The organism is Mycobacterium sp. ITM-2016-00317, from assembly GCF_002968295.1.
Classification (GTDB): Bacteria; Actinomycetota; Actinomycetes; order Mycobacteriales; family Mycobacteriaceae; genus Mycobacterium.
On the sequence record NZ_CP134399.1, the window covers coordinates 1,105,726 to 1,129,866 of the forward strand.

At 68.4% G+C, this 24,141-nt stretch carries 15 protein-coding genes and 1 pseudogene; 12 read left to right on the forward strand and 4 right to left on the reverse strand.

The window, feature by feature from the left end:
- Window positions 1-28: 28 nt before the first annotated feature.
- The gene (locus tag C6A87_RS05220; RefSeq protein ID WP_311116291.1) at window positions 29-1,039 is read right to left on the reverse strand and encodes an oxygenase MpaB family protein; all 1,011 of its coding nucleotides are present in this window, start codon (window positions 1,037-1,039) and stop codon (window positions 29-31) included.
- 82 nt (window positions 1,040-1,121) lie between these two features.
- Between C6A87_RS05220 and C6A87_RS05225 the strand changes: the two genes are divergently transcribed.
- Window positions 1,122-1,742: a TetR/AcrR family transcriptional regulator gene (locus C6A87_RS05225; RefSeq protein ID WP_311116292.1), complete on the forward strand. Its 621-nt coding sequence runs from the start codon at window positions 1,122-1,124 to the stop codon at window positions 1,740-1,742.
- Here C6A87_RS05225 and C6A87_RS05230 read toward each other — a convergent pair.
- Complete coding sequence (locus C6A87_RS05230; protein ID WP_311116293.1) at window positions 1,715-2,332, reverse strand: DinB family protein; 618 nt, start codon at window positions 2,330-2,332, stop codon at window positions 1,715-1,717. The genes C6A87_RS05225 and C6A87_RS05230 overlap by 28 nt on opposite strands.
- A 1-nt stretch (window position 2,333) precedes the next feature.
- A complete protein-coding gene (locus C6A87_RS05235; protein WP_311116294.1) occupies window positions 2,334-2,861 on the reverse strand; it encodes a DinB family protein in 528 nt (175 codons plus the stop codon).
- Window positions 2,862-2,922: 61 nt separating this feature from the next.
- On the opposite strand from C6A87_RS05235, the gene C6A87_RS05240 reads away from it, so the two are divergent.
- Window positions 2,923-3,876 carry a YafY family protein gene (locus tag C6A87_RS05240; protein WP_311116295.1) on the forward strand — a complete coding sequence of 318 codons (954 nt, stop codon included), beginning with the start codon at window positions 2,923-2,925 and terminating at the stop codon, window positions 3,874-3,876.
- A 16-nt stretch (window positions 3,877-3,892) separates the two neighbouring features.
- Here the strand turns inward: C6A87_RS05240 and C6A87_RS05245 are convergent, their stop codons facing one another.
- The gene (locus tag C6A87_RS05245) at window positions 3,893-4,243 is read right to left on the reverse strand and encodes a hypothetical protein (protein ID WP_311116296.1); all 351 of its coding nucleotides are present in this window, start codon (window positions 4,241-4,243) and stop codon (window positions 3,893-3,895) included.
- Window positions 4,244-4,400: 157 nt separating this feature from the next.
- On the opposite strand from C6A87_RS05245, the gene C6A87_RS05250 reads away from it, so the two are divergent.
- The 10 genes and pseudogenes from C6A87_RS05250 (at window position 4,401) to C6A87_RS05295 (ending at window position 24,135) form a co-directional block, all read left to right on the forward strand.
- Window positions 4,401-8,528 carry an NEW3 domain-containing protein gene (locus C6A87_RS05250; RefSeq protein ID WP_311116297.1) on the forward strand — a complete coding sequence of 1,376 codons (4,128 nt, stop codon included), beginning with the start codon at window positions 4,401-4,403 and terminating at the stop codon, window positions 8,526-8,528.
- Window positions 8,525-9,130, forward strand: coding sequence for a malonyl CoA-ACP transacylase (locus C6A87_RS05255; protein ID WP_311116298.1), 606 nt, complete (start codon window positions 8,525-8,527; stop codon window positions 9,128-9,130). The genes C6A87_RS05250 and C6A87_RS05255 overlap by 4 nt, the downstream gene beginning before the upstream one ends.
- The gene (locus C6A87_RS05260) at window positions 9,130-10,041 is read left to right on the forward strand and encodes an ROK family protein (protein WP_311116299.1); all 912 of its coding nucleotides are present in this window, start codon (window positions 9,130-9,132) and stop codon (window positions 10,039-10,041) included. The genes C6A87_RS05255 and C6A87_RS05260 overlap by 1 nt, the downstream gene beginning before the upstream one ends.
- A 269-nt stretch (window positions 10,042-10,310) precedes the next feature.
- The gene (gene rplJ, locus C6A87_RS05265) at window positions 10,311-10,850 is read left to right on the forward strand and encodes a 50S ribosomal protein L10 (protein WP_311116300.1); all 540 of its coding nucleotides are present in this window, start codon (window positions 10,311-10,313) and stop codon (window positions 10,848-10,850) included.
- Between the two features lie 39 nt (window positions 10,851-10,889).
- The gene (rplL, locus tag C6A87_RS05270) at window positions 10,890-11,279 is read left to right on the forward strand and encodes a 50S ribosomal protein L7/L12 (RefSeq protein ID WP_003929624.1); all 390 of its coding nucleotides are present in this window, start codon (window positions 10,890-10,892) and stop codon (window positions 11,277-11,279) included.
- Between the two features lie 186 nt (window positions 11,280-11,465).
- Window positions 11,466-12,540 (forward strand): annotated as a pseudogene (locus C6A87_RS05275) (ABC transporter ATP-binding protein).
- A gap of 326 nt (window positions 12,541-12,866) precedes the next feature.
- Window positions 12,867-14,546 carry an alpha/beta hydrolase gene (locus C6A87_RS05280; RefSeq protein ID WP_311116301.1) on the forward strand — a complete coding sequence of 560 codons (1,680 nt, stop codon included), beginning with the start codon at window positions 12,867-12,869 and terminating at the stop codon, window positions 14,544-14,546.
- A gap of 69 nt (window positions 14,547-14,615) precedes the next feature.
- The gene (locus C6A87_RS05285; RefSeq protein ID WP_311116302.1) at window positions 14,616-16,346 is read left to right on the forward strand and encodes a hypothetical protein; all 1,731 of its coding nucleotides are present in this window, start codon (window positions 14,616-14,618) and stop codon (window positions 16,344-16,346) included.
- A gap of 284 nt (window positions 16,347-16,630) precedes the next feature.
- On the forward strand, window positions 16,631-20,143 hold the full coding sequence (locus tag C6A87_RS05290; RefSeq protein ID WP_311116303.1) for a DNA-directed RNA polymerase subunit beta: 3,513 nt from the start codon (window positions 16,631-16,633) through the stop codon (window positions 20,141-20,143).
- 41 nt (window positions 20,144-20,184) lie between these two features.
- A complete protein-coding gene (locus C6A87_RS05295; RefSeq protein WP_311116304.1) occupies window positions 20,185-24,135 on the forward strand; it encodes a DNA-directed RNA polymerase subunit beta' in 3,951 nt (1,316 codons plus the stop codon).
- The last annotated feature ends 6 nt before the right edge of the window (window positions 24,136-24,141 follow it).

A 24,141-nucleotide genomic window follows, 5' to 3' on the forward strand; every position in this document is an offset into this window, starting at 1 on the left:
GCCTTTCACGCTAACTCATTTGCCGGGCTCAGGCGAAGGCGTCTTCGAGTTCGGTGCGGCTGCGCACCGGATCGTCGCCCAGCTTGTAGGTCGGCACCGTGTGCGGCGCGAGCTCGGGGTCGACGCCGTCGGCGACGCGGGCCTTGGCCTGTTCGAACTCGGGCACCGGACCCGACGCGGCGTGCAGACCGTTGATGACCGACCACACCATCGCGCGGCGCGCGGTGCGCTCGATGATGTTGGGATCGCGGTGCTGGATGAGGCCCTTGGCCCAGCCCGGCATCGCATCGCGCATCGCCCAGTTCACCGCGGCCTGCGGCAACGGCAGATGCGGGCCGGTGGCCACCGCGGTGCCGTAGGTGACCGCCAGCTTGGGCAGATAGGACTTCAGGCAGTCCAGCGTCTCCTGCTTGGTGGTGGGCAGGTCGGTGCCGCCGAGGGCGTGCCCGACGCGAACGAACTCGCCGTAGTAGCGGTCGAGCTTCTTCCCGCGCAACGGCTGCGGATGGTAGAGCTCGTGCGCGGTGGCGATGCCCCACACCACCGTCGCGTAGTTCCACCGGAGCCATTCGGGGTCGTCGGCGTCGTAGCGCGCCCCGTCCGGGCGGGTGCCCTTGACGGTGTGGTGCATCGAGCGCACCGCCAGCGCGAGACGCTCGGCCGTCTCGGTGGACCCGTAGGCGGTGCCGATGAAGAACGCGACCGAGTGCCCGAGCCGGATCAGTGCGCCCTTCGGATCGATGACGGGCATCGGATCGTTCTTGGTCTCCGGCTTGACCAGCCGGGAGTGGTGGATGCCCATCCAGTAGATCGACGGGTCGAGACGCTCGATGAACGCCGCGCACTGCAGGCCGAACACCAGGGTCTCCATGTGCGAGTGCACGTGCCACACCGCGCTGCCGGGGCCGAACCAGCCGGGGTCGCCGATCGGGCCTGCGAAGTTCATGCCCTTGAAGAAGTTCCGGCGGATGCCCTCGTCGAACCGCTTGTCCACCTCGTTCTGCACGAGTTGCTGTGCGATCTGGTGCGGCAGGAACATTCGGCGCCTCCAAGCATTGGTCACGGGTGTGGCCAGAATACTGCTTGGTCACGCTTGTGGCCAGAACCACTACGCTGTAGCGGTGTCCGCTGCCGCGTCCCCATCGCCGGCCAACGCGACGCGTTGGGCCGGTGTGTCGTTGGCCGACCGCCGCGCCGAGCGCCGCGCGCTGCTGGTCGACGCTGCGTTCCGGCTGTTCGGCGACGGCGGCGAGGCCGCGCTGTCGGTGCGTTCGGTGTCGCGCGAAGCCGGGCTGAACACCCGGTACTTCTACGAGAGCTTCGGCGGCACCGACGACCTGCTCGGCGCGGTGTACGACCGGGTGAGCGCCGAGCTGGCCGCGGTGGTCGGGGACGCCATGTCGCGCGCCGGCGAATCGCTGCCGGAGCGCACCCGCGCCGGTATGGCCGCGGTCCTGCATTTCAGCTCCGCCGATCCGCGCCGGGGCCGGGTGTTGTTCACCGACGCCCGGACCCACCCGGTGCTGACCGCCCGCCGGGCCGCGACCCAGGACCTGCTCCGCGAAGCCGTGCTGACCGAGGGCTGGCGCCTGCACCCCGGCTCCGATCCGACCGCCGCGATGGTCGGTGCCGCGATGTACACCGGCGCGATGGCCGAGCTGGCCCAGGAGTGGCTGGCCGGACGCCTCGGCGACGACCTCGACGCCGTCGTCGGCTACGCGCTGCGACTCGTGCTGCGCTGAACCGGGACGAACGGCTTGAGCCATTCGGTCTCGGGCCAGCCCTCCAACCCGGCCAGTAACTCGTAGAGCGTGGCACCGTCGATGCTCTCCCGGATGATGTCGCCGTGACCTGCGTGCCGGGCCAGTTCCTCGATCATGTGGAAGACCACCCAGCGCACCGACCACGCGTCGACATCCTTGGGAAACCACGGCACGTGCTGCGGAACCGGCACCGGCGCACCGAGATCGGCGGTCTCGACCAGGCGGATCGTCTCGGCGTTCTGCCGGTCGAGCGCGGCGAGCAGATCGGCGAGGGTCTCGTCGTCGCGCATCACGAAGTCGTCCCCGTACGAGGCGGCCTGGTCGGCCATCGGACGGGTGTCGCTCTCGCACATCTGCGGCGCGGCGGCCACCCGCTCCATCCACCCGCGCTGGCAGTTCGTCACGTGCTTGATCAGACCGCCGATGGACAGAGCGCTGACCGACGGCGTCGACCGCGCCTGCTCGTCGGTGAGTCCGTACGCGATCGCGTGGAACGCGTACTGCTGGGCGTACAGGTACTCCTTGAGTCCGGCGCGTTCGTCGGCGATAGGCGGGGGCATGGCGGCCATCTCAGTTCTCCTTGGTGGTGTGGGTGAAAAGGTCACGGAGCAAGGCGATCTCGGCTCCGTGGTGGATCACTTCGCGGTTGATGTGCAGGATCAGCGTCGACATCGGCGCGGCTGCCCACGGTCCCTCGGCGGGGCCGCACGGCGTGGCCAGTCCGGCGTCGGTCAGCTCGCGCACGCCCGTCATCCAGCCCCGGTAGGCCTCGTCGAGCTGACCGAGCGCGGTCTCGGCGTCGGTCGCGAACGGCCAGGTCTGGTAATCCGCCGGCGGTCCGCCGAAATGGGAGTGGGTGCGGGCGGCCAGGACGCCGACGATCACGTGAGCCAGCCGCCACGAGATCGTGGTCAGCGGCGCAGGCTCGGGCGGCGGAAATTCGTAGTCGATGCCGCCGTCGCGGTGCACCGTCCAGCAGCCGGGCACGGGTTCGAAGAAATACTCGTCGTCGGTGAGGCCGTCGAGTCGCGGCCGCAACTGCTGTGTCCAGTGCCAGTCGAGCTGATCTGCCAGCTGCGTGGCCATGTCGTTGCCCATGAGCCCACTCTGGCAGTCGTTTAGGACAGTTTCTGTCCTCAGAGTGGGGCAGACTCGCGGTATGGCGGAGACGACCGGTCGGGTGCTGCAACTGCTGGGGTTGTTGCAGTCGCGCCGCGTCTGGAGCGGCGAGGCGCTGGCCGAACGACTCGGGGTGACCACGCGCAGCGTCCGGCGCGACGTGGAACGCCTGCGGGACCTGGGTTATCCGGTGCACGCCAGTACCGGGCACGGGGGCGGCTACCAGCTGGGCGCCGGCGCGGCGCTGCCACCGCTGCTGCTCGACCCCGACGAGGCCGTCGCCATGGCGGTGTGCCTGCGGGTCGCGGCGGGCGGCAGTGTGGCCGGGGTGGGGGAGTCGGCGCTGCGGGCGTTGACCAAGCTGGACCAGGTCATGCCTGCGCGGTTGCGGTCGCAGGTGGCGGCCGTGCACCAGGCGACGGTGACGCTGGGCGCCGCGACCGACACGCCCGTCGAACCGGAGGTGTTGATGACGCTGGCCCGGGCCAGCAGGGACCGCGAGCACGTCGAGGGCGGCTATGTGGACATGCACGGCCGGCCCAGCCGGCGGCGGTTGGAGCCCTACCAGCTGGTGACCACCGGGCGGCGCTGGTACCTGTTGTGCTTCGACCGCGACCGCGACGACTGGCGCAGCCTGCGGCTGGACCGGATGTCGGAGGTGCGCGCGGTCGGCACCACCTTCCGGCCGCGGGAGGCGCCGGACGCGGCGGCCTACGTGCGCAGGGCCATCTCGTCCTCGCCCTACCGGTACGTGGCACGGGTGCGGTACAGCGCACCGCACGACGTGGTGGAGCGGGCATTTCCCGCGGCGTCGGTGGACGTGGAACCGGACGGTCCCGACGCGTGCGTTGTGACCGTGGGCGCCGATGATCCCGAGGGCATGATCCCGTGGCTGGCGATGCCGGGGTGTGACTTCGAGGTGCTGGAACCGCTCGAGGTCATCGAGGCGGTGCGGGTGGTCGCCGACCGGATAGCCGGCGCCGCCCGTCGTTGACGGTCAGACCGTCAGATCACCAGTCGCCGATGGCCGGACCCGCGGGGAAACCACCGCGGAACGGACGGGACTTGGAGCCGACGATCGCCATGGTGCCGTCGCGGACCTCGCCCTGGGCGCTGACCACACCGGCGTCGCCGACGCGCGCCTCGGAGATACCGCGTGCGACGCCGAAGTCGTTGATCCGGATCACCGAGTTCTCGGAGGCCTGCCGGCTCTTGACGGTGGGGCCGGGACCGACCTTGCGGACGTCGGCCTCGGCCGAACCGGTGCCCAGACCGAGGAACGCAGCCGCACCGAACGCGCCGAGACCGACGATTCCGAGCGCTTTCGCGCTGTTGACGAGGACTCGGGTGGATACGGGCATCGGCGTCTCCTTCAGTTACGAGCTCACGAACGTTTCGTGCGGGGAATCGCTCGACTATGTCACATTCGTTACACCGGCAACGAGTTCCCTGTGAATTTCCTGGACGTCGCTACATCGTCCCCTACATCTCGGCTCCGTGAAGTCTTAGGGTGCTGAGGTGGACGTCATCTCCGCCGAATCGACGGAGCTGTTCACCGGACCTTCGGACGCCCCGTTCCAGGTGGTACGGGTCGACTACCGCGACGCGGTGGGGCCGACGCCGGTACACGTGGCGGGTCCGGGGCTGCAGACCGTCGGCGAAGCGGTGGCCCGCCCGGATGCGACGACGGTCGAGGTGTCCGTCCGGGTCAGCGGTGCGGTACCGGGCAGGCGGCGCGCGGCGCGGGCGGTGGCCGGCTCTGTGTCGGCCGACTTCGACTTCGTGGATGCCGAACCCGGTTGGACGATGTTCATGGTCAGCCACTTCCACTACGACCCGGTGTGGTGGAACACCCAGGCCGCCTACACCAGCACATGGACCGAGGACCCGCCGGGACAGTGCCGGCAGACCAACGGCTTCGAACTGGTCGGCGCTCACCTGGAGACGGCCAGGCGCGAACCGGAGTACAAGTTCGTGCTCGCCGAGGTCGACTACCTCAAGCCGTACTGGGACACCCACCCCGAGGACCGGGCCGACCTGCGCAGGCTCCTGGCCGAGGGGCGGGTGGAGATCATGGGCGGCACCTACAACGAGCCGAACACCAACCTCACGGGGCCGGAGACCGCGATCCGCAATTTCGTGCACGGCATCGGCTTCCAGCGCGACGTGCTGGGCGCCGACCCGGCCACCGCCTGGCAGCTCGACGTGTTCGGCCACGACCCGCAGTTCCCCGCGATGGCTGCCGACGCCGGGCTGACGTCCAGTTCGTGGGCGCGCGGGCCCTTTCACCAGTGGGGCCCGATGGCCTCGACGAACGGGCAGGCCGGCGACGCCGCACGCATGCAGTTCGCCAGCGAATTCGACTGGCTCGCCCCGTCCGGACGCGGGGTGCTCACCCACTACATGCCCGCGCATTACGCAGCGGGCTGGTGGATGGATTCGTCCCCGTCGCTGGCGCAGGCCGAGGACGCCACCTACGACCTCTTCGCCCGGATGAAGAAGGTCGCGCTGACCCGCAACGTGTTGCTGCCCGTCGGCACCGACTACACCCCACCGAACAAGTGGGTGACCGACATCCACCGCGACTGGAACGCCCGCTACACGTGGCCGAGGTTCGTCTGCGCGCTGCCCCGCGAGTTCTTCGCCGCGGTGCGGGCCGAACTCGACGCCACCGGCCGGACGCCGTCGGCGCAGACCCGGGACATGAACCCGATCTACACCGGCAAGGACGTGTCCTACATCGACACCAAACAGGCCAACCGCGCCGCCGAACTCGCGGTGCTGGAGGGTGAGCAGTTCGCGGTGTTCGCCGGCCTGTTGACCGGGGCGACCTATCCCGAGGCTGCGCTGGCCAAGGCCTGGGTGCAGCTGGCCTACGGCGCCCACCACGACGGCATCACCGGCTCGGAGTCCGACCAGGTGTACCTCGACCTGCTCACCGGCTGGCGGGACGCCTGGCAGCTGGGCGTCACCACGCGCGACCGCTCCCTGGAACTGCTCTCCGATGCCGTCGATGCCGCCGACGCGTCCGTGGTGGTGTGGAACACGTTGTCACACAATCGTTCCGACATCGTCACTGTGCGGCTGGCCGAGCCGTTCGCGGGCCGGGTCGTCGACATCGACGGGCGGCCGGTGCCGGCGCTGAGCGAGCACGACGGGCACTCGCTGACCTGGCTGGCCCGCGACGTGCCGTCGCTGGGCTGGCGGTCCTACCGGCTGGTGCCCGACGGGACGGCGGTGTCATGGGAGCCTGCGGACGGCGCCGCGATCGGCAACGAGTACGTCCGGCTTGTCGTCGACGGCACCCGTGGCGGCGGGGTCAGCTCGCTGGTCGCCGGCGGCCGCGAACTGATCGCGGACGGCCGCGTCGGCAACGAACTGGCGGTCTACGACGAGTATCCGGCGCATCCGGTGGCCGGGGAGGGTCCCTGGCACCTGCTGCCCAGCGGGCCGGTCGTCACCTCCGCGCAGCAGCCGGCGACGTCGGTGCGCGCCTGGCGCAGTGACCTCGTCGAGCGGATCGTGGTTACCGGGAAGATCCCCGGAATTCTGCGCTACACACAGACTTTGACGTTGTGGCGGGGCGTCGACCGGGTGGACTGCCGCACCACCATCGACGACTTCGCCGGACAGGACCGGTTGCTGCGGGTGCGCTGGCCGTGCCCGGTGCCCGGCGCGATGCCGGTCAGCGAGGTCGGCAGCGCGGTGATCGGCCGCGGCTTCGGCCTGCTCCACCCGCCGGGTTCGGCGGCATCGGTCGACACCGCGGAGTTCCCGTACACGCTGGACAACCCGGCCTACGGCTGGTTCGGGCTGTCCTCGACGCTGCGGGTGCGCTTCCGCGGCGAATCGGTGCGCGCGGTCGCGGTCGCCGAGGTGATCTGTCCGGCGGTCGACGACGCGGTCCGCGAGCTGATCGCCGCGCTCGGGCGGGTGGGGGTGACCGCGACGTGCAGTGAGGCCGGTGCGCCGCGGTACGGCGATCTGTCCGTCGACTCCAACCTGCCAGACGTGCGGATCAGCATCGGCGGACCGGACGAGAATACTTTCACCGCAAAGGTTCTCGATGACCGGCGGGACGCGCGCGTGTGGGTGCCTGCGAGTCGCCCGCTGCGCGCGGTGTGGGTGCCCGGCGCCGACCTGCGCGACCCGGCCGCGCTGCCGGTGCTGGTCCTGGGCGCCGACGGCGACACCGCGGCCGCGGTGGCCGCGCTCGTGGACGACCTGGCCGATGCCGAGATCGTCGTCGACCAGGACGTGGTGGAACCGTTCGAGTCCCGCACCGTGGCGGTGATCAACCGCGGCATGCCCGGGTTCGCTGTCGAAACCGACGGCACCCTGCACTCCTCGCTGATGCGCAGCTGCAGTGGGTGGCCGTCGGGAACCTGGATCGACCCCCCGCGGCGCACCGCCCCGGACGGATCGAACTTTGCGCTCCAGCACTGGACCCACACCTTCGACCATGCCCTCGTCACCGGTGTGGGCGACTGGCGGGATTGTGACATGCCTTCTCGCAGTGCGGAGTTCAACCAGCCGCTGATCGCTGTGCGGGCACGGCGCGACGCCGGGGGCGGAGGCCTGCCGCCGTCGGGTTCGCTGTTGGAGGTGCAGCCCGAACGTGCGGTACGCGTCGGCGCCGTCAAGGCAGCGGGGAACCCGACTGCGCATGGCAGTGGCACGCCCGCCGATCCCGGAGCCGGGGTGGTGGTCCGGGTCGTCGAGACGCTGGGCCGCGCCGCCGAAATCTCGGTGCAGTCCGGGTTGCGTCACCTCGACGACCCGCAGCGGCTGAACCTGATCGAGGAGCCGGTCGCCGCCGCCGACGGGCCGCTGCACGGTTACGAAACAGCCACTCTCAGAACCCAACTGAACTTGTCCCGGGTCGCCGACGCCGACCAGGTGTCGTTGTGCGCCGATGCCGAACCGGTGCAGCCGCTCTATGCGAGGTACTGGCTGCACAACCGCGGGCCCGCGCCGCTGGGTGGACTGCCCGCGGTGGCGCACCTGCATCCGCACCGGGTGGACGCCGAGGCCGGTGACGTCGTCGCGCTGCGGCTCACCGCGGCCAGTGACGCCACCGACACCCCGTTGCACGGCGTGGTGCGGGTGCTCGCGCCGCCGGGCTGGGACGTCGGCGTCGCGGAGCTGCCGTTCGTGCTGCCGCCCGGGGGGTACCTGGAATCGGCGGTCGAGGTCGCCGTGCCCGACGGGGCCGCCGGCCTCTACCCGGTGCGTGCGGAGCTCGCCGTCACGGGCCCCGCGGTACCGGCCTCGTGGCAGCAGACCGTCGAGGACGTGGCCGTGCTGTCGGTGGGCCGCCACGACGACAGGCTGCTGCGGCTGGTCTCCGGTCCACGCGACGTCGAGGTCTCCGCAGGCTCGGTGGCGCAGTTGAGCGTCACCGTCGGCACCGACGCGTACACCGACCTCACTGTCGAAGGCCACCTGATCTCCCCGTGGGGCACCTGGGAGTGGTTGACGCCCAACATCACCGGTGGTTCCGTCCAGCCGCGGGGCACGCTGGAGCTCGTGTTCGACGTCGCGCCGCCGGCGTGGACCGAACCCGGCCGGTGGTGGGCGCTTGTTCGGATCGCCGCCGCGGGGGAACTGGTGTACTCGCCTGCGGTCCGGGTGACGGTGCGGTGAACGCCGTCGCGGCGACCGTCGGGTCGCAGGTTCTCACCGTCGCCGACGTCGACGCCCGCGAACGCGCCGTGCGGGCGGGACCGTTGCGGCATGCGCTGCCGGCGCCGGGCACCGGCGAGTCCCGCCAACTGCGTCGCTGGCTCACCCAGGTACTGGTCGCCGAGACCGTGGTCGTCGCGTCGTCGGCCGGTCTCGATCCGGCGGCGGCGCCCGCCGAGGGCGAACTGCTGCCCGATATGGTCGCGCGTATGGAGATCGGCAGCGTCGCGGCGGCCACGCTGGCCGACCCGGTCGGCCGGGCGGTGTTCGTCGCCGTCACCGCAGGCGTCCAGGTCACCGACGAGGCTGTCGCCGCCTATCATGCGCGAAATCCGGTGCGCTTCAGCGCATCCGGTGGGGAAGTCGGCGGTTGGCGGCGCACCCCGGCCGTCGCGGCACTCGCGGACGTGCGCGCCGAGATCGCCGGGCATCTGCTGGCCGCCGGCCGGCGACGGGCATACCGCAGGTGGCTCGACGCCCGGACCGCCGAACTCGCCACGCTGGCCGAGGGATTCGAGCATCCCGGAGACCCCCGGCAGCCCGACAACACCCACAGGCACTGATGAACGACCTCGTCCTGGCTCTCGACATCGGCGGCACCAAGATCGCCGCCGGACTCGTCGACCCCGACGGCGCTGTGGTGCACCATGTCCAGCGGCCCACCCCCGATCGCGATGCCGAGACGGTGTGGGAGGCGGTCGCATCGCTGCTGGCGGACGTGCGGGAGGCCGCACCGGGTCCGGTGTCGGCGGTCGGGGTCGGATCGGCGGGCCCGATCGATGTGCCCGCGGGCACGGTCAGCCCGATCAACATCGCTGCGTGGGTGGGATTTCCGATCGTGCGGCGGGTCGCGGACCTGACCGGGTTGCCGGTCACGCTCGGTGGCGACGGACTGTGCATGGCGATGGGGGAGTGGTGGTGCGGCGCCGGCCGCGGCGCCGACTTCCTGTTGGGGATGGTGGTCTCCACCGGGATCGGCGGTGGGCTCGTGCTGACCGGAGCCCCGTACCACGGGCGCAGCGGGAACGCGGGCCACGTCGGGCACGTCGTCGTCGAACCCGGCGGGGCGCCGTGCACCTGCGGCGGCCGCGGCTGCGTCGAGACCGTCTCCGCGGGTCCGCACCTGGTGCGGTGGGCCCGCGAACAGGGCTGGACCGCCGGCACCGACGCGAGAGAACTCGCGGCCGCGGCCGGCCGCGGCGACCCGGTGGCACTGCGCGCGTTCGACCGGGGCGCGGACGCACTCGCGCGCGCAATCGCGTCGGTGGCGGCGGTGTGCGACCTCGACCTCGTCGTCGTCGGCGGGGGCGTCGCCAAAGCCGGCGGGTTACTGTTCGATCCGCTGCGCGAGGCCCTGACCTCGTACGCGGGGCTGGACTTCCTGCGCGGGCTGCAGGTGGTGCCCGCCGAACTCGCCGGGGACGCGGGCCTGGTCGGGGCGGCCGCGCTGGCCCGGTCCCCGCGTTTTGCCTGATCGCGGCACGGCACGCTATCCTGATCCGGTTCCACCGAAGACCGTCGGTCACCGAGCAATCGGTTGAAGGTCCGGATGCATCTGTTGTTCTCGCGCAAGCGGCTCACCAGACACCCGGCGGCCCACGCAGGAGGACGAGGCTGGTACGTCTGATACGTACTCTTGTGCGCCCCGACCTGTCTGCGTCGGGGCGCTTGTGTTTTCCGGACTTTCAGTCGCCTCTCGGGCTTGCGGTTGGTGGACATCCCAACCATCACGAGGAGGCAAGCATGGCCAAGGCTGACAAGGCCACCGCGGTCGCCGACATCGCCGAGAGGTTCAAGGAGTCGACGGCCACCGTCGTCACCGAGTACCGCGGCCTGACGGTGTCCAATCTTGCCGAGCTGCGTAGGTCCCTGGGTTCGTCGACGACCTACACCGTCGCCAAAAACACCCTGGTGAAGCGTGCCGCGGCAGAGGCGGGTATCGAGGGGCTCGACGAGCTCTTCACCGGCCCGACCGCCATCGCGTTCATCGAGGGTGAGCCGGTCGACGCTGCCAAGGCGCTCAAGAAGTTCGCCAAGGACAACAAGGCGCTGGTCGTCAAGGGCGGCTACATGGACGGTCGCGCGCTGACCGTCTCCGAGGTCGAGCGGATCGCCGATCTCGAGTCGCGTGAGGTGTTGCTGTCCAAGATGGCCGGCGCACTCAAGGCGAAGCAGTCCCAGGCCGCGGCGCTGTTCGCAGCCCCCGCGTCCCAGGTCGCTCGCCTGGCCGCAGCTCTGCAGGAAAAGAAGGCCGGTTCGGAAAACTCCGAATCCGCCGCGTAACAAACCCCCCAACCGAAGTAATCAGGAAGGACCATCACCATGGCCAAGCTCTCCACCGACGAACTGCTCGACGCCTTCAAGGAAATGACCCTGCTCGAGCTCTCTGAGTTCGTGAAGCAGTTCGAGGAGACCTTCGACGTCACCGCCGCGGCCCCGGTCGCCGTTGCCGCTGCCGGCCCCGCCGCCGGTGCCCCCGCCGAGGCCGCCGAGGAGCAGTCGGAGTTCGACGTCATCCTCGAGTCCGCCGGCGAGAAGAAGATCGGCGTCATCAAGGTCGTCCGCGAGATCGTCTCCGGCCTAGGCCTCAAGGAAGCCAAGGACCTGGTCGACAGCGCCCCCAAGCCGCTGCTGGAGAAGGTCAACAAGGACGCCGCCGAGGACGCCAAGGGCAAGCTCGAGGCTGCCGGCGCGACGGTCACCGTCAAGTAATTCGCCTTATCTGGAAGCTGTGGGGTCGGCCTGGCAAACAGGCCGGCCCCACAGTTGTCCGGGGCCCGGAGTCGCGGACGATGTCGGCCGACCGAGTGTTGCCGCGAACGGGCGTAGGTTACAGTGACTCAAGCCACAGGTGGGAATCTGTGGCTTGTCGTTTAGTTTTGGGCGGAAGGAATTCGCGTGGGCATTGGCATTCAGGTTGAGGGACTGACGAAGTCCTTCGGAGCCCAGCGAATTTGGGAGGACGTGACCTTCGACCTGCCCGCCGGAGAGGTCAGCGTTCTGCTCGGGCCGTCCGGTACCGGTAAGTCCGTGTTCCTGAAGTCGCTGATCGGTCTGCTGCGCCCGGAGCGCGGCAAGATCATCGTCGACGGCACCAACATCATCGAGTGCTCGGCCAAGGAGCTCTACGAGATCCGCACGCTGTTCGGCGTCATGTTCCAGGACGGCGCGCTGTTCGGTTCGATGAGCCTGTACGACAACACCGCGTTCCCGCTTCGTGAGCACACGAAGAAGAAGGAAAGCGAGATCCGCAAGGTCGTCATGGAGAAGCTGGACCTCGTCGGTCTGGCCGGTGACGAGGACAAGTTCCCCGGTGAGATCTCCGGCGGAATGCGCAAGCGCGCCGGCCTGGCCCGTTCGCTGGTGCTGGACCCGCAGATCATCCTCTGCGACGAGCCGGACTCCGGTCTGGACCCCGTGCGTACCGCGTACCTGTCGCAGCTGCTGATCGACATCAACGCGCAGATCGACTGCACGATCCTGATCGTGACGCACAACATCAACATCGCCCGCACGGTGCCCGACAACATGGGCATGCTGTTCCGCAAGCACCTGGTCATGTTCGGCCCCCGCGAGGTGCTGCTGACCTCCGACGAGCCGGTGGTCAAGCAGTTCCTCAACGGCCGCCGGATCGGCCCGATCGGTATGTCCGAAGAGAAGGACGAGTCGACGATGGCCGAAGAGCAGGCCATGGTCGACGCCGGTCACCACGACGGCGGCACCGAGGAGATCGAGGGCGTGCCGCCGCAGGTGATGGCGACCCCGGGTATGCCGGAGCGCAAGGCCGTGGGCCAGGCGCCAGGCGCGTGTGCGCGAGATCATGCACACCCTGCCGCCCGCCGCCCAGTCCGCGATCCGCGAGGATCTCGACCGCCAGAGCAACTACTCGTCGCAGGATTACCCCGACGACACGCAGCAGCGGACCGAGGACGACGCCCCGACCGGGCGCATCCCGGTTGCCGGCGAGCGCTGATTCGCCGACTCTGAGCTACTGACACCACCCGGCCTGCGCCGGGTGGTGTCTTAGCATTCGCTGCCAACGCGATACTGCACCTTCCCGTGCGCGCGCACGTGCCGTTGTCGTGCGGTTTTGCGCCGCGATCGCCGTTGCGAAGCACAGATACGCGTCGACGTTAATTTCCTCTTGAAAATGTTAGCTCTCGCGCTATAAAGTTTGCCAGAATCGCATGTTCGCGTCGGAAAACCCTCTTGGAGATCCAGGCGCGGCGTCGCTGCGTGATATCTGACAACGGGAGAGTGATGGTCGACCGCTATCGAGTCTGGCTGGGGGCAGGCGTTTTGGCGGGGGGATTCTCGGCGGCGATGCTCGCCGGTGCCGGGGTGGCTTCGGCCGACGACGGAACGTCGGCCAACTCGGGAAATGCGGACAAGCCGGCCTCTGCCAGCTCGGACACCGACCGGGACGCCGAGGACGACCGGGACGCCGAGGACGAGCAGGACGCCGAGGACGACCGGGACACGGAAGCACCCGAGGCCGACGACGAACCCGAAGCCCATGAACCCGAAGTCGACGAACCCGAAGCCGATGACGAGGCATTCGACGAGGCTGATGACGAGCCCGACGTTGCCGACGACGAGATCGGCGGGGACGGCGGCGAGATCGGCGGGGACAGCCCGCCGGTTCCGCCTGGCGCCGCCGCGCCCACGCCGGGCAGGCACGCGCTGCCGGACCCTGAGCCGATCAGCGAGCCGATCAGCGAGCCGGTCGAGCCCGTCGGGCCCACCGAGCCGGCCGGACCTGAGGCCGCCGCCGGGGCCGATGCGGAGCCGCCGTCACCGCTGGTCGAGTCCGTCGAGACCGATCTGTCGGCTCGCGACGGCGCCGCCGTCATCCAGCTCGCGGCCGCGAGCTCACCCTGGATTGGCGCGTCGACGTTCAACCTCTTCGACGTCGTCGAGGACATCAGCACGATGTTCTACAACTGGTACACCGGCACGATGCAGTTCCTGGCCGGACCGGCCCGGGCGCCGTTCGGCAGCCGAGTCCGGGTAGAGAGGTCGTCGCTGGATCTGGGCCACGGTGTCGTCGTCTCGGCCGACTGGTACTTCCCGCCCGGCAAGACGGCTCCGAAGGGCCTGATCTATCTGCAGCACGGCATGCTCGCGAGCGCGTCGTTCTACACCGCGACCGCCGCCTACCTCGCCGAGAAGACGCACAGCATCGTGGTGGCGCCGACGCTCACCTGGAACGTCTTCGACACCGACAACCTCCCGCTGACGCTGCCCGCCACGCACCGCGCGATCGCCGAACTGTTCTCCGGCGACCGAGAGGCGCTCACCGCCAGCGCCCAGCAGGCGGGTTGGCGCACCGCGCTGCCTACCCGCGTGGTGCTGGTCGGACACTCCGCAGGCGGAGGTCTGGCCGTGGGCACCGCGAGGTACATGACCGAGCAGGGGCTCGCCGGCGACCTCGCGGGCGTGGTCATGCTCGACGGCGCCGGCCAGTACGGGGTGCTGCGAGCTGATCTGGCGAAGATCCCGCGCTCGATCCCGGTGTACAACCTCGCCGCAACCCCCGACTCGTGGAACAACAGGGGGCACGCCAGCCAACGCCTCAAGCAGGTCAGGCCGGACATGTTCACCGGCGCTCTGGTCCGCGGGGGACACCATTCCGACTCCATGCAGAGCACCAGTGGGATGGTGCAGTTCGTGGCCTATCTGGCCACCGGCTTCTCGTCGCCGTGGAACGTGGAGGCCAACGAGATCCTGTCCGCGGGCTGGATCAACGACATGCTCGACGGCACCTACACCGAACGGTTCTACCGGCCCGCGGTGTCACCGGTCGGCCTGGTCACCGGTTTGTGGCTGGATCCGCCCTCGACCGTCGACGCGCCGGGGCTGACGGCGTACGCCACCGCGCGCGACGTGTGCCCGGTGGCCCCGACCGTGGTCGCGTGCACAGACCCGCTGCCGCGCCGGGGCGTCGGACGGACACCGGGTTCGACCGCAGTGGCCTGATTCGGGCAAACCACTTCGGCGCCCGGGCTGCCGGGATAGGTTTTGCCCGGCTCGGACGGAGGGTCAGCGATGGACGACCGGTTGTCGAAGTTGGTGGGCGCGGGCGTGATCACCGCCGGTGTGACGGCCGCATTGCTGTCCGGCGCCGGTGTGGCGGCCGCAACGACCGAATCCGAGACGGGCAGCGCGACGACGAGTTCGGAATCGTCACCGCCGGACTCGGGTGAACCCGCCGACAGCGACGACACCGCCGAGTCCCCGGCCGCCGACGACGCGGAGCCGGACGACGACGCGGAGCCGGACGACGACGCGGAGCCGGACGACGACGCGGAGCCGGACGAAGGCGCCACGGACGAAGACGCGGCCGAAGAAGAACAGGGCGCCGAAGACGAGGGCGCCCAAGACCCGGGCGCCGAAGAAGCGCAAGGCCTCGAAGAAGAAGCGGTCGTCGAGGAAGACCCCGACGAGGACGTGGCGTTCGTCGTCGAGGAAACGCCCGAAGCGGACGTCGACACGGCCACCGAAACCCCGGCCGAGATGGACGAGGCCGGGTCCGAGACCACCGTGCGGACACCGCTGAACACCCAGCAGGCCGTGGTGAGCGCGCAGGCCGACCGGGATCTGGCCACCGCGCCCCGACAACAGACGCTGCTCAGCGCCATCGGCACGATCATCTTCAACATCTACTCCGTCGCGGTCCGGGTGCTCGGCGGACCGCCGCTGCTGCCGTGGGGCAGCAGCGTCACCGTGCGCAGCTCCTCGTTGAGGATCGACTGCGGCGACGGCTACGACGTGCCGGCGGACTGGTACGTCCCGGCCGGCGACGTCCCGACCCGGCTGATCTACCTGCAACACGGCTTCCTGGCCTCGGGAGCGTTCTACAGCTACACCGCCGCCCGGCTGGCCGAGGCGACACACAGCATCGTCGTCGCCACGTCGGTGACCTCGAACTTCCTGGCCTGCGACGGTTGCTGGGTGGGCGGCTCACCGCTGCACAAAGCGGTGGCCGGCCTGTTCGTCGACGGCAATGCCGCACTGGCGCAGAGCGCGCTGGCCGCCGGCTATACCGGCACGCTGCTCGACGGCGTGCAGAAGGTCGCGTTGGTCGGGCACTCCGCCGGTGGCGGGCTGGCCGCCGGCGCGGCGGGGTACATGACACAGAACGGCGCCTTCGACCGGTTGGCCGGCGTGGTGCTGCTCGACGGGGTGGGCTTCGGCGACGTGACCCCGGCGGCGCTGCGCAAGCTGCCGCAGGACTTCCCGATCTACAACCTGGCCGGCCGGTCCTATTACTGGAACCTGTCCGGCACCTCGAACACGTCGCTGGAACAGTGGCGTCCGGGGAAGTTCAACGGTGTCCAGCTCGTCGGCGGATCCCACTCGGACACCATGCTCGGCGGCAATCCGTTGATCCAGGCCGCGCTGAACATCGTCACCGGGTGGTCGAAGGTGGCCAATGTCAAGGCCGCCGAAAAGATCAGCGCCGGCTGGCTCAACGACATGTTCGCCGGCACACCGCCGTCGGAATCGGGCTTCTACGGGGCCCCGGGGGACACCCTCACCGTCGCGACCAGCCGCGGAGCGGCAACGGCCGTCGTGCTGCCGGGCACGGCCGAGCGCCCGACGTTCCTCGACTGGCTGTTCACCTTCGGCGCGCGCGTGCTGTTCGGGATCAACTTCGCCACCTGCGCGGTCGACCCGGACGAAGTGTTCACAGAAAAGTCCACAAACACCGCGTCATCTCTTGACGCAACGGCGAAACCGGGCCAATCTATTGCCCAGCAATGTATGCACGGATGACAGCAGGTGGGCCGCAGCCAGCGACCGGAAGTTCCGTAGCACACAGTGCTGCCTCGAGGGTTGAGGAATGGGCTGTCCTGCGCTATCGTTAGACGTTGCGCTGGCTGCGCCCTGCCCACCTCGCTTTTCCGACCCGCACTAGTCATGTGGTTCTAGCCTGAGCCCCCCGGCTCAGCGATCTAGACGCGTGCCGTGCGTCCGGTGGTTGGTGTAGCCAGCCGAACCGACGCAGAAACGCGGCATAAAACGGACCGGCTTCTCCGGTTTCGAAAGAGCCGCATTAGGTGCTGGAAGGATGCATCTTGGCAGGGTCCCGCCAGATCGAGTCAACCACTAACCACTCCGTTCCCGGAGCACCAAACAGAATTTCCTTTGCCAAGCTCCGCGAACCGCTCGAGGTTCCGGGGCTTCTCGACGTTCAGACCGAGTCCTTCGAATGGCTCATCGGCGCCGAGGACTGGTTCCGCCGCGCCGCCGAGCGCGGGGACGTGGACCCCAAGGGCGGTCTGCAGGAGGTCCTCGAGGAGCTCTCGCCGATCGAGGATTTCTCGGGCTCGATGTCGCTGTCGTTCTCCGACCCGCGCTTCGACGAGGTCAAGGCGCCGGTTGACGAGTGCAAAGACAAGGACATGACGTACGCGGCTCCGCTGTTCGTCACGGCCGAGTTCATCAACAACAACACCGGCGAGATCAAGAGCCAGACGGTCTTCATGGGCGACTTCCCGATGATGACCGAGAAGGGCACCTTCATCATCAACGGCACCGAGCGTGTCGTGGTGAGCCAGCTGGTCCGTTCGCCCGGTGTGTACTTCGACGAGTCGATCGACAAGTCGACGGAGAAGACGCTGCACAGCGTCAAGGTGATCCCCGGCCGCGGCGCGTGGCTGGAGTTCGACGTCGACAAGCGCGACACCGTCGGTGTCCGCATCGACCGCAAGCGCCGTCAGCCCGTCACCGTGCTGCTGAAGGCACTCGGCTGGACCAACGAGCAGATCGTGGAGCGCTTCGGCTTCTCCGAGATCATGATGAGCACGCTGGAGAAGGACAACACCGCAGGCACCGACGAGGCGCTGCTGGACATCTACCGGAAGCTGCGACCGGGCGAGCCCCCCACCAAGGAGTCGGCGCAGACCCTGCTGGAGAACCTGTTCTTCAAGGAGAAGCGCTACGACCTCGCCCGGGTGGGCCGCTACAAGGTCAACAAGAAGCTGGGTCTGAACCTCGGCCAGCCGATCACCAGCTCGACGCTGACCGAAGAGGACGTCGTCGCGACCATCGAGTACCTGGTGCGTCTGCACCAGGGCGACCAGACGATGACCGCCCCCGGCGGCAGCGAGGTCCCCGTCGAGGTCGACGACATCGACCACTTCGGCAACCGTCGTCTGCGCACCGTGGGTGAGCTGATCCAGAACCAGATCCGGGTCGGCCTGTCGCGTATGGAGCGCGTCGTCCGCGAGCGGATGACCACCCAGGACGTCGAGGCGATCACGCCGCAGACCCTGATCAACATCCGTCCCGTCGTGGCGGCGATCAAGGAGTTCTTCGGCACCAGCCAGCTGTCGCAGTTCATGGATCAGAACAACCCGCTGTCGGGCCTGACCCATAAGCGCCGTCTGTCGGCGCTGGGCCCCGGTGGTCTGTCCCGTGAGCGTGCCGGCCTCGAGGTCCGCGACGTGCACTCCAGCCACTACGGCCGCATGTGCCCGATCGAGACCCCTGAGGGTCCGAACATCGGTCTGATCGGCTCGCTGTCGGTGTACGCCCGGGTCAACCCGTTCGGCTTCATCGAGACGCCGTACCGCAAGGTCGTTGATGGTGTCGTCACCGACGAGATCAACTACCTGACCGCCGACGAGGAGGATCGCCACGTCGTGGCGCAGGCCAACTCGCCGCTGGACGCGGACGGCCGGTTCACCGAGGACCGCGTGATGGTCCGCCGTAAGGGTGGCGAGGTCGAGAACGTCGCCCCCACCGACGTGGACTACATGGACGTCTCGCCGCGCCAGATGGTGTCGGTCGCGACGGCGATGATCCCGTTCCTCGAGCACGACGACGCCAACCGTGCCCTGATGGGTGCCAACATGCAGCGCCAGGCGGTTCCGCTGGTCCGCAGCGAGGCCCCACTGGTCGGCACCGGTATGGAACTGCGCGCCGCGATCGACGCCGGCGACGTGGTCGTGACCGAGAAGGCCGGTGTGGTCGAGGAGGTCTCCGCCGACTACATCACCGTGATGGCCGACGACGGCACCCGGCACACCTACCGGATGCGTAAGTTCGCCCGGTCCAACCACGGCACGTGCGCCAACCAGCGTCCGATCGTGGACGCCGGGCAGCGGGTCGAGTCGGGCCAGGTGCTCGCCGACGGTCCGTGCACCGAGAACGGTGAGATGGCGCTGGGCAAGAACCTGCTCGTCGCGATCATGCCGTGGGAGGGCCACAACTACGAGGACGCGATCATCCTCTCCAACCGTCTGGTGGAGGAGGACGTGCTCACCTCGATTCACATCGAAGAGCACGAGATCGATGCCCGCGACACCAAGTTGGGCGCCGAGGAGATCACCCGGGACATCCCGAACGTCTCCGATGAGGTGCTGGCCGATCTCGACGAGCGCGGCATCATCCGCATCGGCGCCGAGGTCCGCGACGGCGACATCCTGGTCGGCAAGGTCACCCCGAAGGGCGAGACCGAGCTGACTCCGGAGGAGCGCCTGCTGCGCGCCATCTTCGGTGAGAAGGCCCGCGAGGTCCGCGACACGTCGCTGAAGGTGCCGCACGGCGAGTCCGGCAAGGTCATCGGCATCCGCGTGTTCTCGCGTGAGGATGACGACGAGCTGCCCGCCGGCGTCAACGAGCTGGTCCGCGTCTACGTGGCCCAGAAGCGCAAGATCTCCGACGGCGACAAGCTCGCCGGACGCCACGGCAACAAGGGCGTCATCGGCAAGATCCTGCCGGTCGAGGACATGCCGTTCATGCCCGACGGCACCCCGGTGGACATCATCCTGAACACCCACGGTGTGCCGCGTCGTATGAACATCGGCCAGATCCTGGAAACCCACCTCGGGTGGGTTGCCAAGGCGGGCTGGAACATTCAGGTGGCGGACGGGACCAACGAGGTTCCGGCGTGGGCGGCCAAGCTGCCCGAGCACATGCTGTCGGCCCCGCCGGACAGCATCGTGGCCACCCCGGTGTTCGACGGTGCGCAGGAAGGCGAGTTGTCCGGCCTGCTCGGTGCGACGCTGCCCAACCGTGACGGCGAGACCATGGTCAACGCCGACGGCAAGGCGGTGCTGTTCGACGGCCGCAGTGGCGAACCGTTCCCGTACCCGGTCACGGTCGGCTACATGTACATCCTGAAGCTGCACCACCTGGTGGACGACAAGATCCACGCCCGCTCCACCGGTCCGTACTCGATGATCACCCAGCAGCCGCTGGGCGGTAAGGCGCAGTTCGGTGGTCAGCGGTTCGGTGAGATGGAGTGCTGGGCCATGCAGGCCTACGGCGCGGCGTACACGCTGCAGGAGCTCCTGACGATCAAGTCCGACGACACCGTCGGCCGCGTCAAGGTCTACGAGGCGATCGTCAAGGGCGAGAACATCCCCGAGCCGGGCATCCCGGAGTCGTTCAAGGTGCTTCTCAAAGAGCTGCAGTCGCTGTGCCTCAACGTCGAGGTGTTGTCTTCTGACGGCGCGGCGATCGAGATGCGTGACGGTGACGACGAGGACCTGGAGCGTGCTGCTGCCAACCTCGGAATCAACCTGTCCCGCAACGAATCCGCCTCTGTCGAAGATCTCGCCTAAGTGTTATTGGCTACAAATCCCGCAAGGGGAAAGGGAGTTACGTGCTAGACGTCAACTTCTTCGATGAACTCCGCATCGGTCTCGCGACCGCGGACGACATCCGCAACTGGTCCTTCGGCGAGGTCAAAAAGCCGGAGACCATCAACTACCGCACGCTCAAGCCAGAGAAGGACGGCCTGTTCTGCGAGAAGATCTTCGGACCTACTCGCGACTGGGAGTGCTACTGCGGCAAGTACAAGCGCGTCCGGTTCAAGGGCATCATCTGTGAGCGCTGCGGCGTCGAGGTGACCCGTGCCAAGGTGCGTCGTGAGCGGATGGGCCACATCGAGCTGGCCGCTCCCGTCACGCACATCTGGTACTTCAAGGGTGTGCCGTCGCGGTTGGGCTACCTGCTCGACCTGGCCCCGAAGGATCTCGAGAAGATCATCTACTTCGCGGCCTACGTGATCACCGCGGTCGACGACGAGATGCGCCACAACGAGCTGTCGACGCTCGAAGCCGAGATGGTCGTCGAGAAGAAGGCCATCGAGGACCAGCGCGATGCCGACCTGGAGGCGCGGGCCCAGAAGCTCGAAGCCGACATGAAGGAGCTCGAGGAAGAGGGCGCGAAGTCCGACGTGCGCCGCAAGGTGCGCGACGGCGGCGAGCGCGAGATGCGCCAGCTGCGCGACCGGGCCCAGCGTGAGCTGGACCGGCTCGACGAGATCTGGACGACGTTCACCAAGCTGGCTCCCAAGCAGCTGATCGTCGACGAGCTGCTCTACCGCGAGCTGCAGGACCGCTACGGCGAGTACTTCGAGGGCGCCATGGGCGCGGAGTCGATCAAGAAGCTCATCGAGACCTTCGACATCGACGCCGAGGCCGAGTCGCTGCGCGACACCATCCGCAACGGCAAGGGGCAGAAGAAGCTTCGCGCGCTGAAGCGGCTCAAGGTGGTCGCGGCGTTCCAGACCAACGCCAATTCGCCGATGGGCATGGTCCTCGACGCCGTTCCGGTGATCCCGCCGGAGCTGCGCCCGATGGTCCAGCTCGACGGTGGCCGTTTCGCGACGTCGGACCTCAACGATCTGTACCGCCGCGTGATCAACCGCAACAACCGGCTCAAGCGACTGATCGACCTCGGCGCTCCCGAGATCATCGTCAACAACGAGAAGCGCATGCTTCAGGAGTCGGTGGACGCGCTGTTCGACAACGGCCGTCGTGGACGTCCGGTCACCGGACCGGGCAACCGTCCGCTCAAGTCGCTGTCCGATCTGCTCAAGGGCAAGCAGGGCCGGTTCCGCCAGAACCTGCTCGGCAAGCGCGTCGACTACTCGGGCCGTTCGGTCATCGTGGTCGGCCCGCAGCTCAAGCTGCACCAGTGCGGTCTGCCGAAGCTGATGGCACTCGAGCTGTTCAAGCCGTTCGTGATGAAGCGTCTGGTCGACCTGAACCATGCGCAGAACATCAAGAGCGCCAAGCGGATGGTGGAACGTCAGCGTCCCCAGGTGTGGGATGTCCTCGAAGAGGTCATCTCCGAGCACCCGGTGCTGCTGAACCGTGCACCCACGCTGCACCGCCTCGGTATCCAGGCCTTCGAGCCACAGCTGGTGGAGGGTAAGGCCATCCAGCTGCACCCGCTGGTCTGTGAGGCGTTCAACGCCGACTTCGACGGTGACCAGATGGCCGTGCACCTTCCGCTGAGTGCGGAGGCGCAGGCCGAGGCCCGCATCCTGATGCTGTCCTCGAACAACATCCTGTCGCCGGCGTCGGGCCGCCCGCTGGCCATGCCCCGTCTGGACATGGTGACCGGTCTGTTCTTCCTGACCACCGAGATCGAGGGTGACACGGGCGAGTACACCCCGGCCGCCAAGGACACCCCGGAGACCGGCGTGTACAGCAGCCCGGCCGAGGCGATCATGGCCATGGACCGCGGTGCGCTGAGCGTGCGCGCCAAGATCCGGGTGCGGCTGACCCAGCTGCGTCCGCCGGCCGACATCGAGGCCGAGCGGTTCCCCGACGGCTGGAAGATGGGCGACGCCTGGACGGCGGAGACCACCCTGGGTCGTGTGCTGTTCAACGAGCTGCTGCCGCGGGGCTACCCGTTCGTCAACAAGCAGATGCACAAGAAGGTCCAGGCGGCGATCATCAACGATCTCGCCGAGCGCTACCCGATGATCGTGGTCGCGCAGACCGTGGACAAGCTCAAGGACGCCGGGTTCCACTGGGCCACCCGTTCGGGTGTCACCGTGTCGATGGCCGACGTGCTGGTCCCGCCGGAGAAGACCGAGATCCTCGAGCGCTACGAGGCGGAAGCCGACAGCATCGAGAAGCAGTACCAGCGCGGCAAGCTCAACAAGGGTGAGCGCAACGAAGCGTTGGTGAAGATCTGGCAGGACGCGACCGAAGAGGTCGGTCAGGCGCTGCGGTCGCACTACCCGAAGGACAACCCGATCATCACGATCGTGGATTCGGGCGCCACGGGTAACTTCACCCAGACGCGGACACTGGCCGGCATGAAGGGTCTGGTGACCAACCCCAAGGGTGAGTTCATCCCGCGTCCGATCAAGTCCTCGTTCCGCGAGGGCCTGACGGTGCTGGAGTACTTCATCAACACCCACGGCGCCCGTAAGGGCCTGGCGGACACCGCACTTCGTACCGCCGACTCGGGTTACCTGACCCGTCGTCTGGTCGACGTGTCGCAGGACGTCATCGTGCGTGAGACCGACTGTGAGACCGAGCGTGGCATCACCGTCACGCTGGCCGAGCTGCAGGGCGACGCCTTGGTGCGCGATCAGCACATCGAGACGTCGGCCTACGCACGGACGCTGGCCACCGACGCGGTCGACGCCAACGGCAACGTCGTCGTCGAGCGTGGACACGATCTCGGCGATCCGGCGATCGATGCGCTGCTGGCCGCCGGCATCACCGAGGTGAAGGTCCGCTCCGTGCTGACCTGCGCCACCGGCACCGGCGTGTGCGCGATGTGCTACGGCCGTTCGATGGCGACCGGCAAGCTGGTCGACATCGGCGAGGCCGTCGGCATCGTGGCCGCGCAGTCCATCGGTGAGCCCGGCACGCAGCTGACCATGCGTACCTTCCACCAGGGTGGTGTCACCGGCGGTGCCGACATCGTCGGTGGTCTGCCCCGCGTGCAGGAGCTGTTCGAGGCGCGTATCCCGCGCAACCGGGCTCCGATCGCCGACGTCTCCGGCCGGGTCCGGCTGGAGGAGAGCGACAAGTTCTACAAGATCACCATCGTTCCCGACGACGGGGGCGAGGAGGTCGTGTACGACAAGCTCTCGCGTCGTCAGCGTCTGAAGGTGTTCAAGCACGACGACGGTTCCGAGCGTCTGCTGACCGACGGCGACCACGTCGAGGTCGGCCAGCAGCTGCTGGAAGGTTCGGCCGACCCGCACGAGGTGCTGCGCGTCCAGGGTCCCCGCGAGGTGCAGATCCACCTCGTCAAGGAGGTCCAGGAGGTCTACCGCGCCCAGGGTGTGTCGATCCACGACAAGCACATCGAGGTCATCGTCCGGCAGATGCTGCGTCGCGTCACGATCATCGATTCGGGTGCGACGGAGTTCCTGCCCGGCTCGCTGACCGAGCGTGGCGAGTTCGAGACCGAGAACCGTCGCGTCGTGGCCGAGGGCGGCGAGCCCGCGGCCGGACGTCCGGTGCTGATGGGTATCACGAAGGCATCGCTGGCCACGGATTCGTGGCTGTCGGCGGCGTCGTTCCAGGAGACCACTCGCGTGCTGACCGATGCGGCGATCAACTGCCGCAGCGACAAGCTGCAGGGTCTGAAGGAGAACGTGATCATCGGCAAGCTGATCCCGGCAGGCACCGGGATCAACCGGTACCGCAACATCCAGGTGCAGCCGACCGAGGAAGCCCGCGCTGCGGCGTACACGATCCCGTCCTACGAGGATCAGTACTACAGCCCGGACTTCGGCCAGGCCACCGGTGCCGCGGTGCCGCTGGACGACTACGGCTACTCGGACTACCGGTAAGTCGAC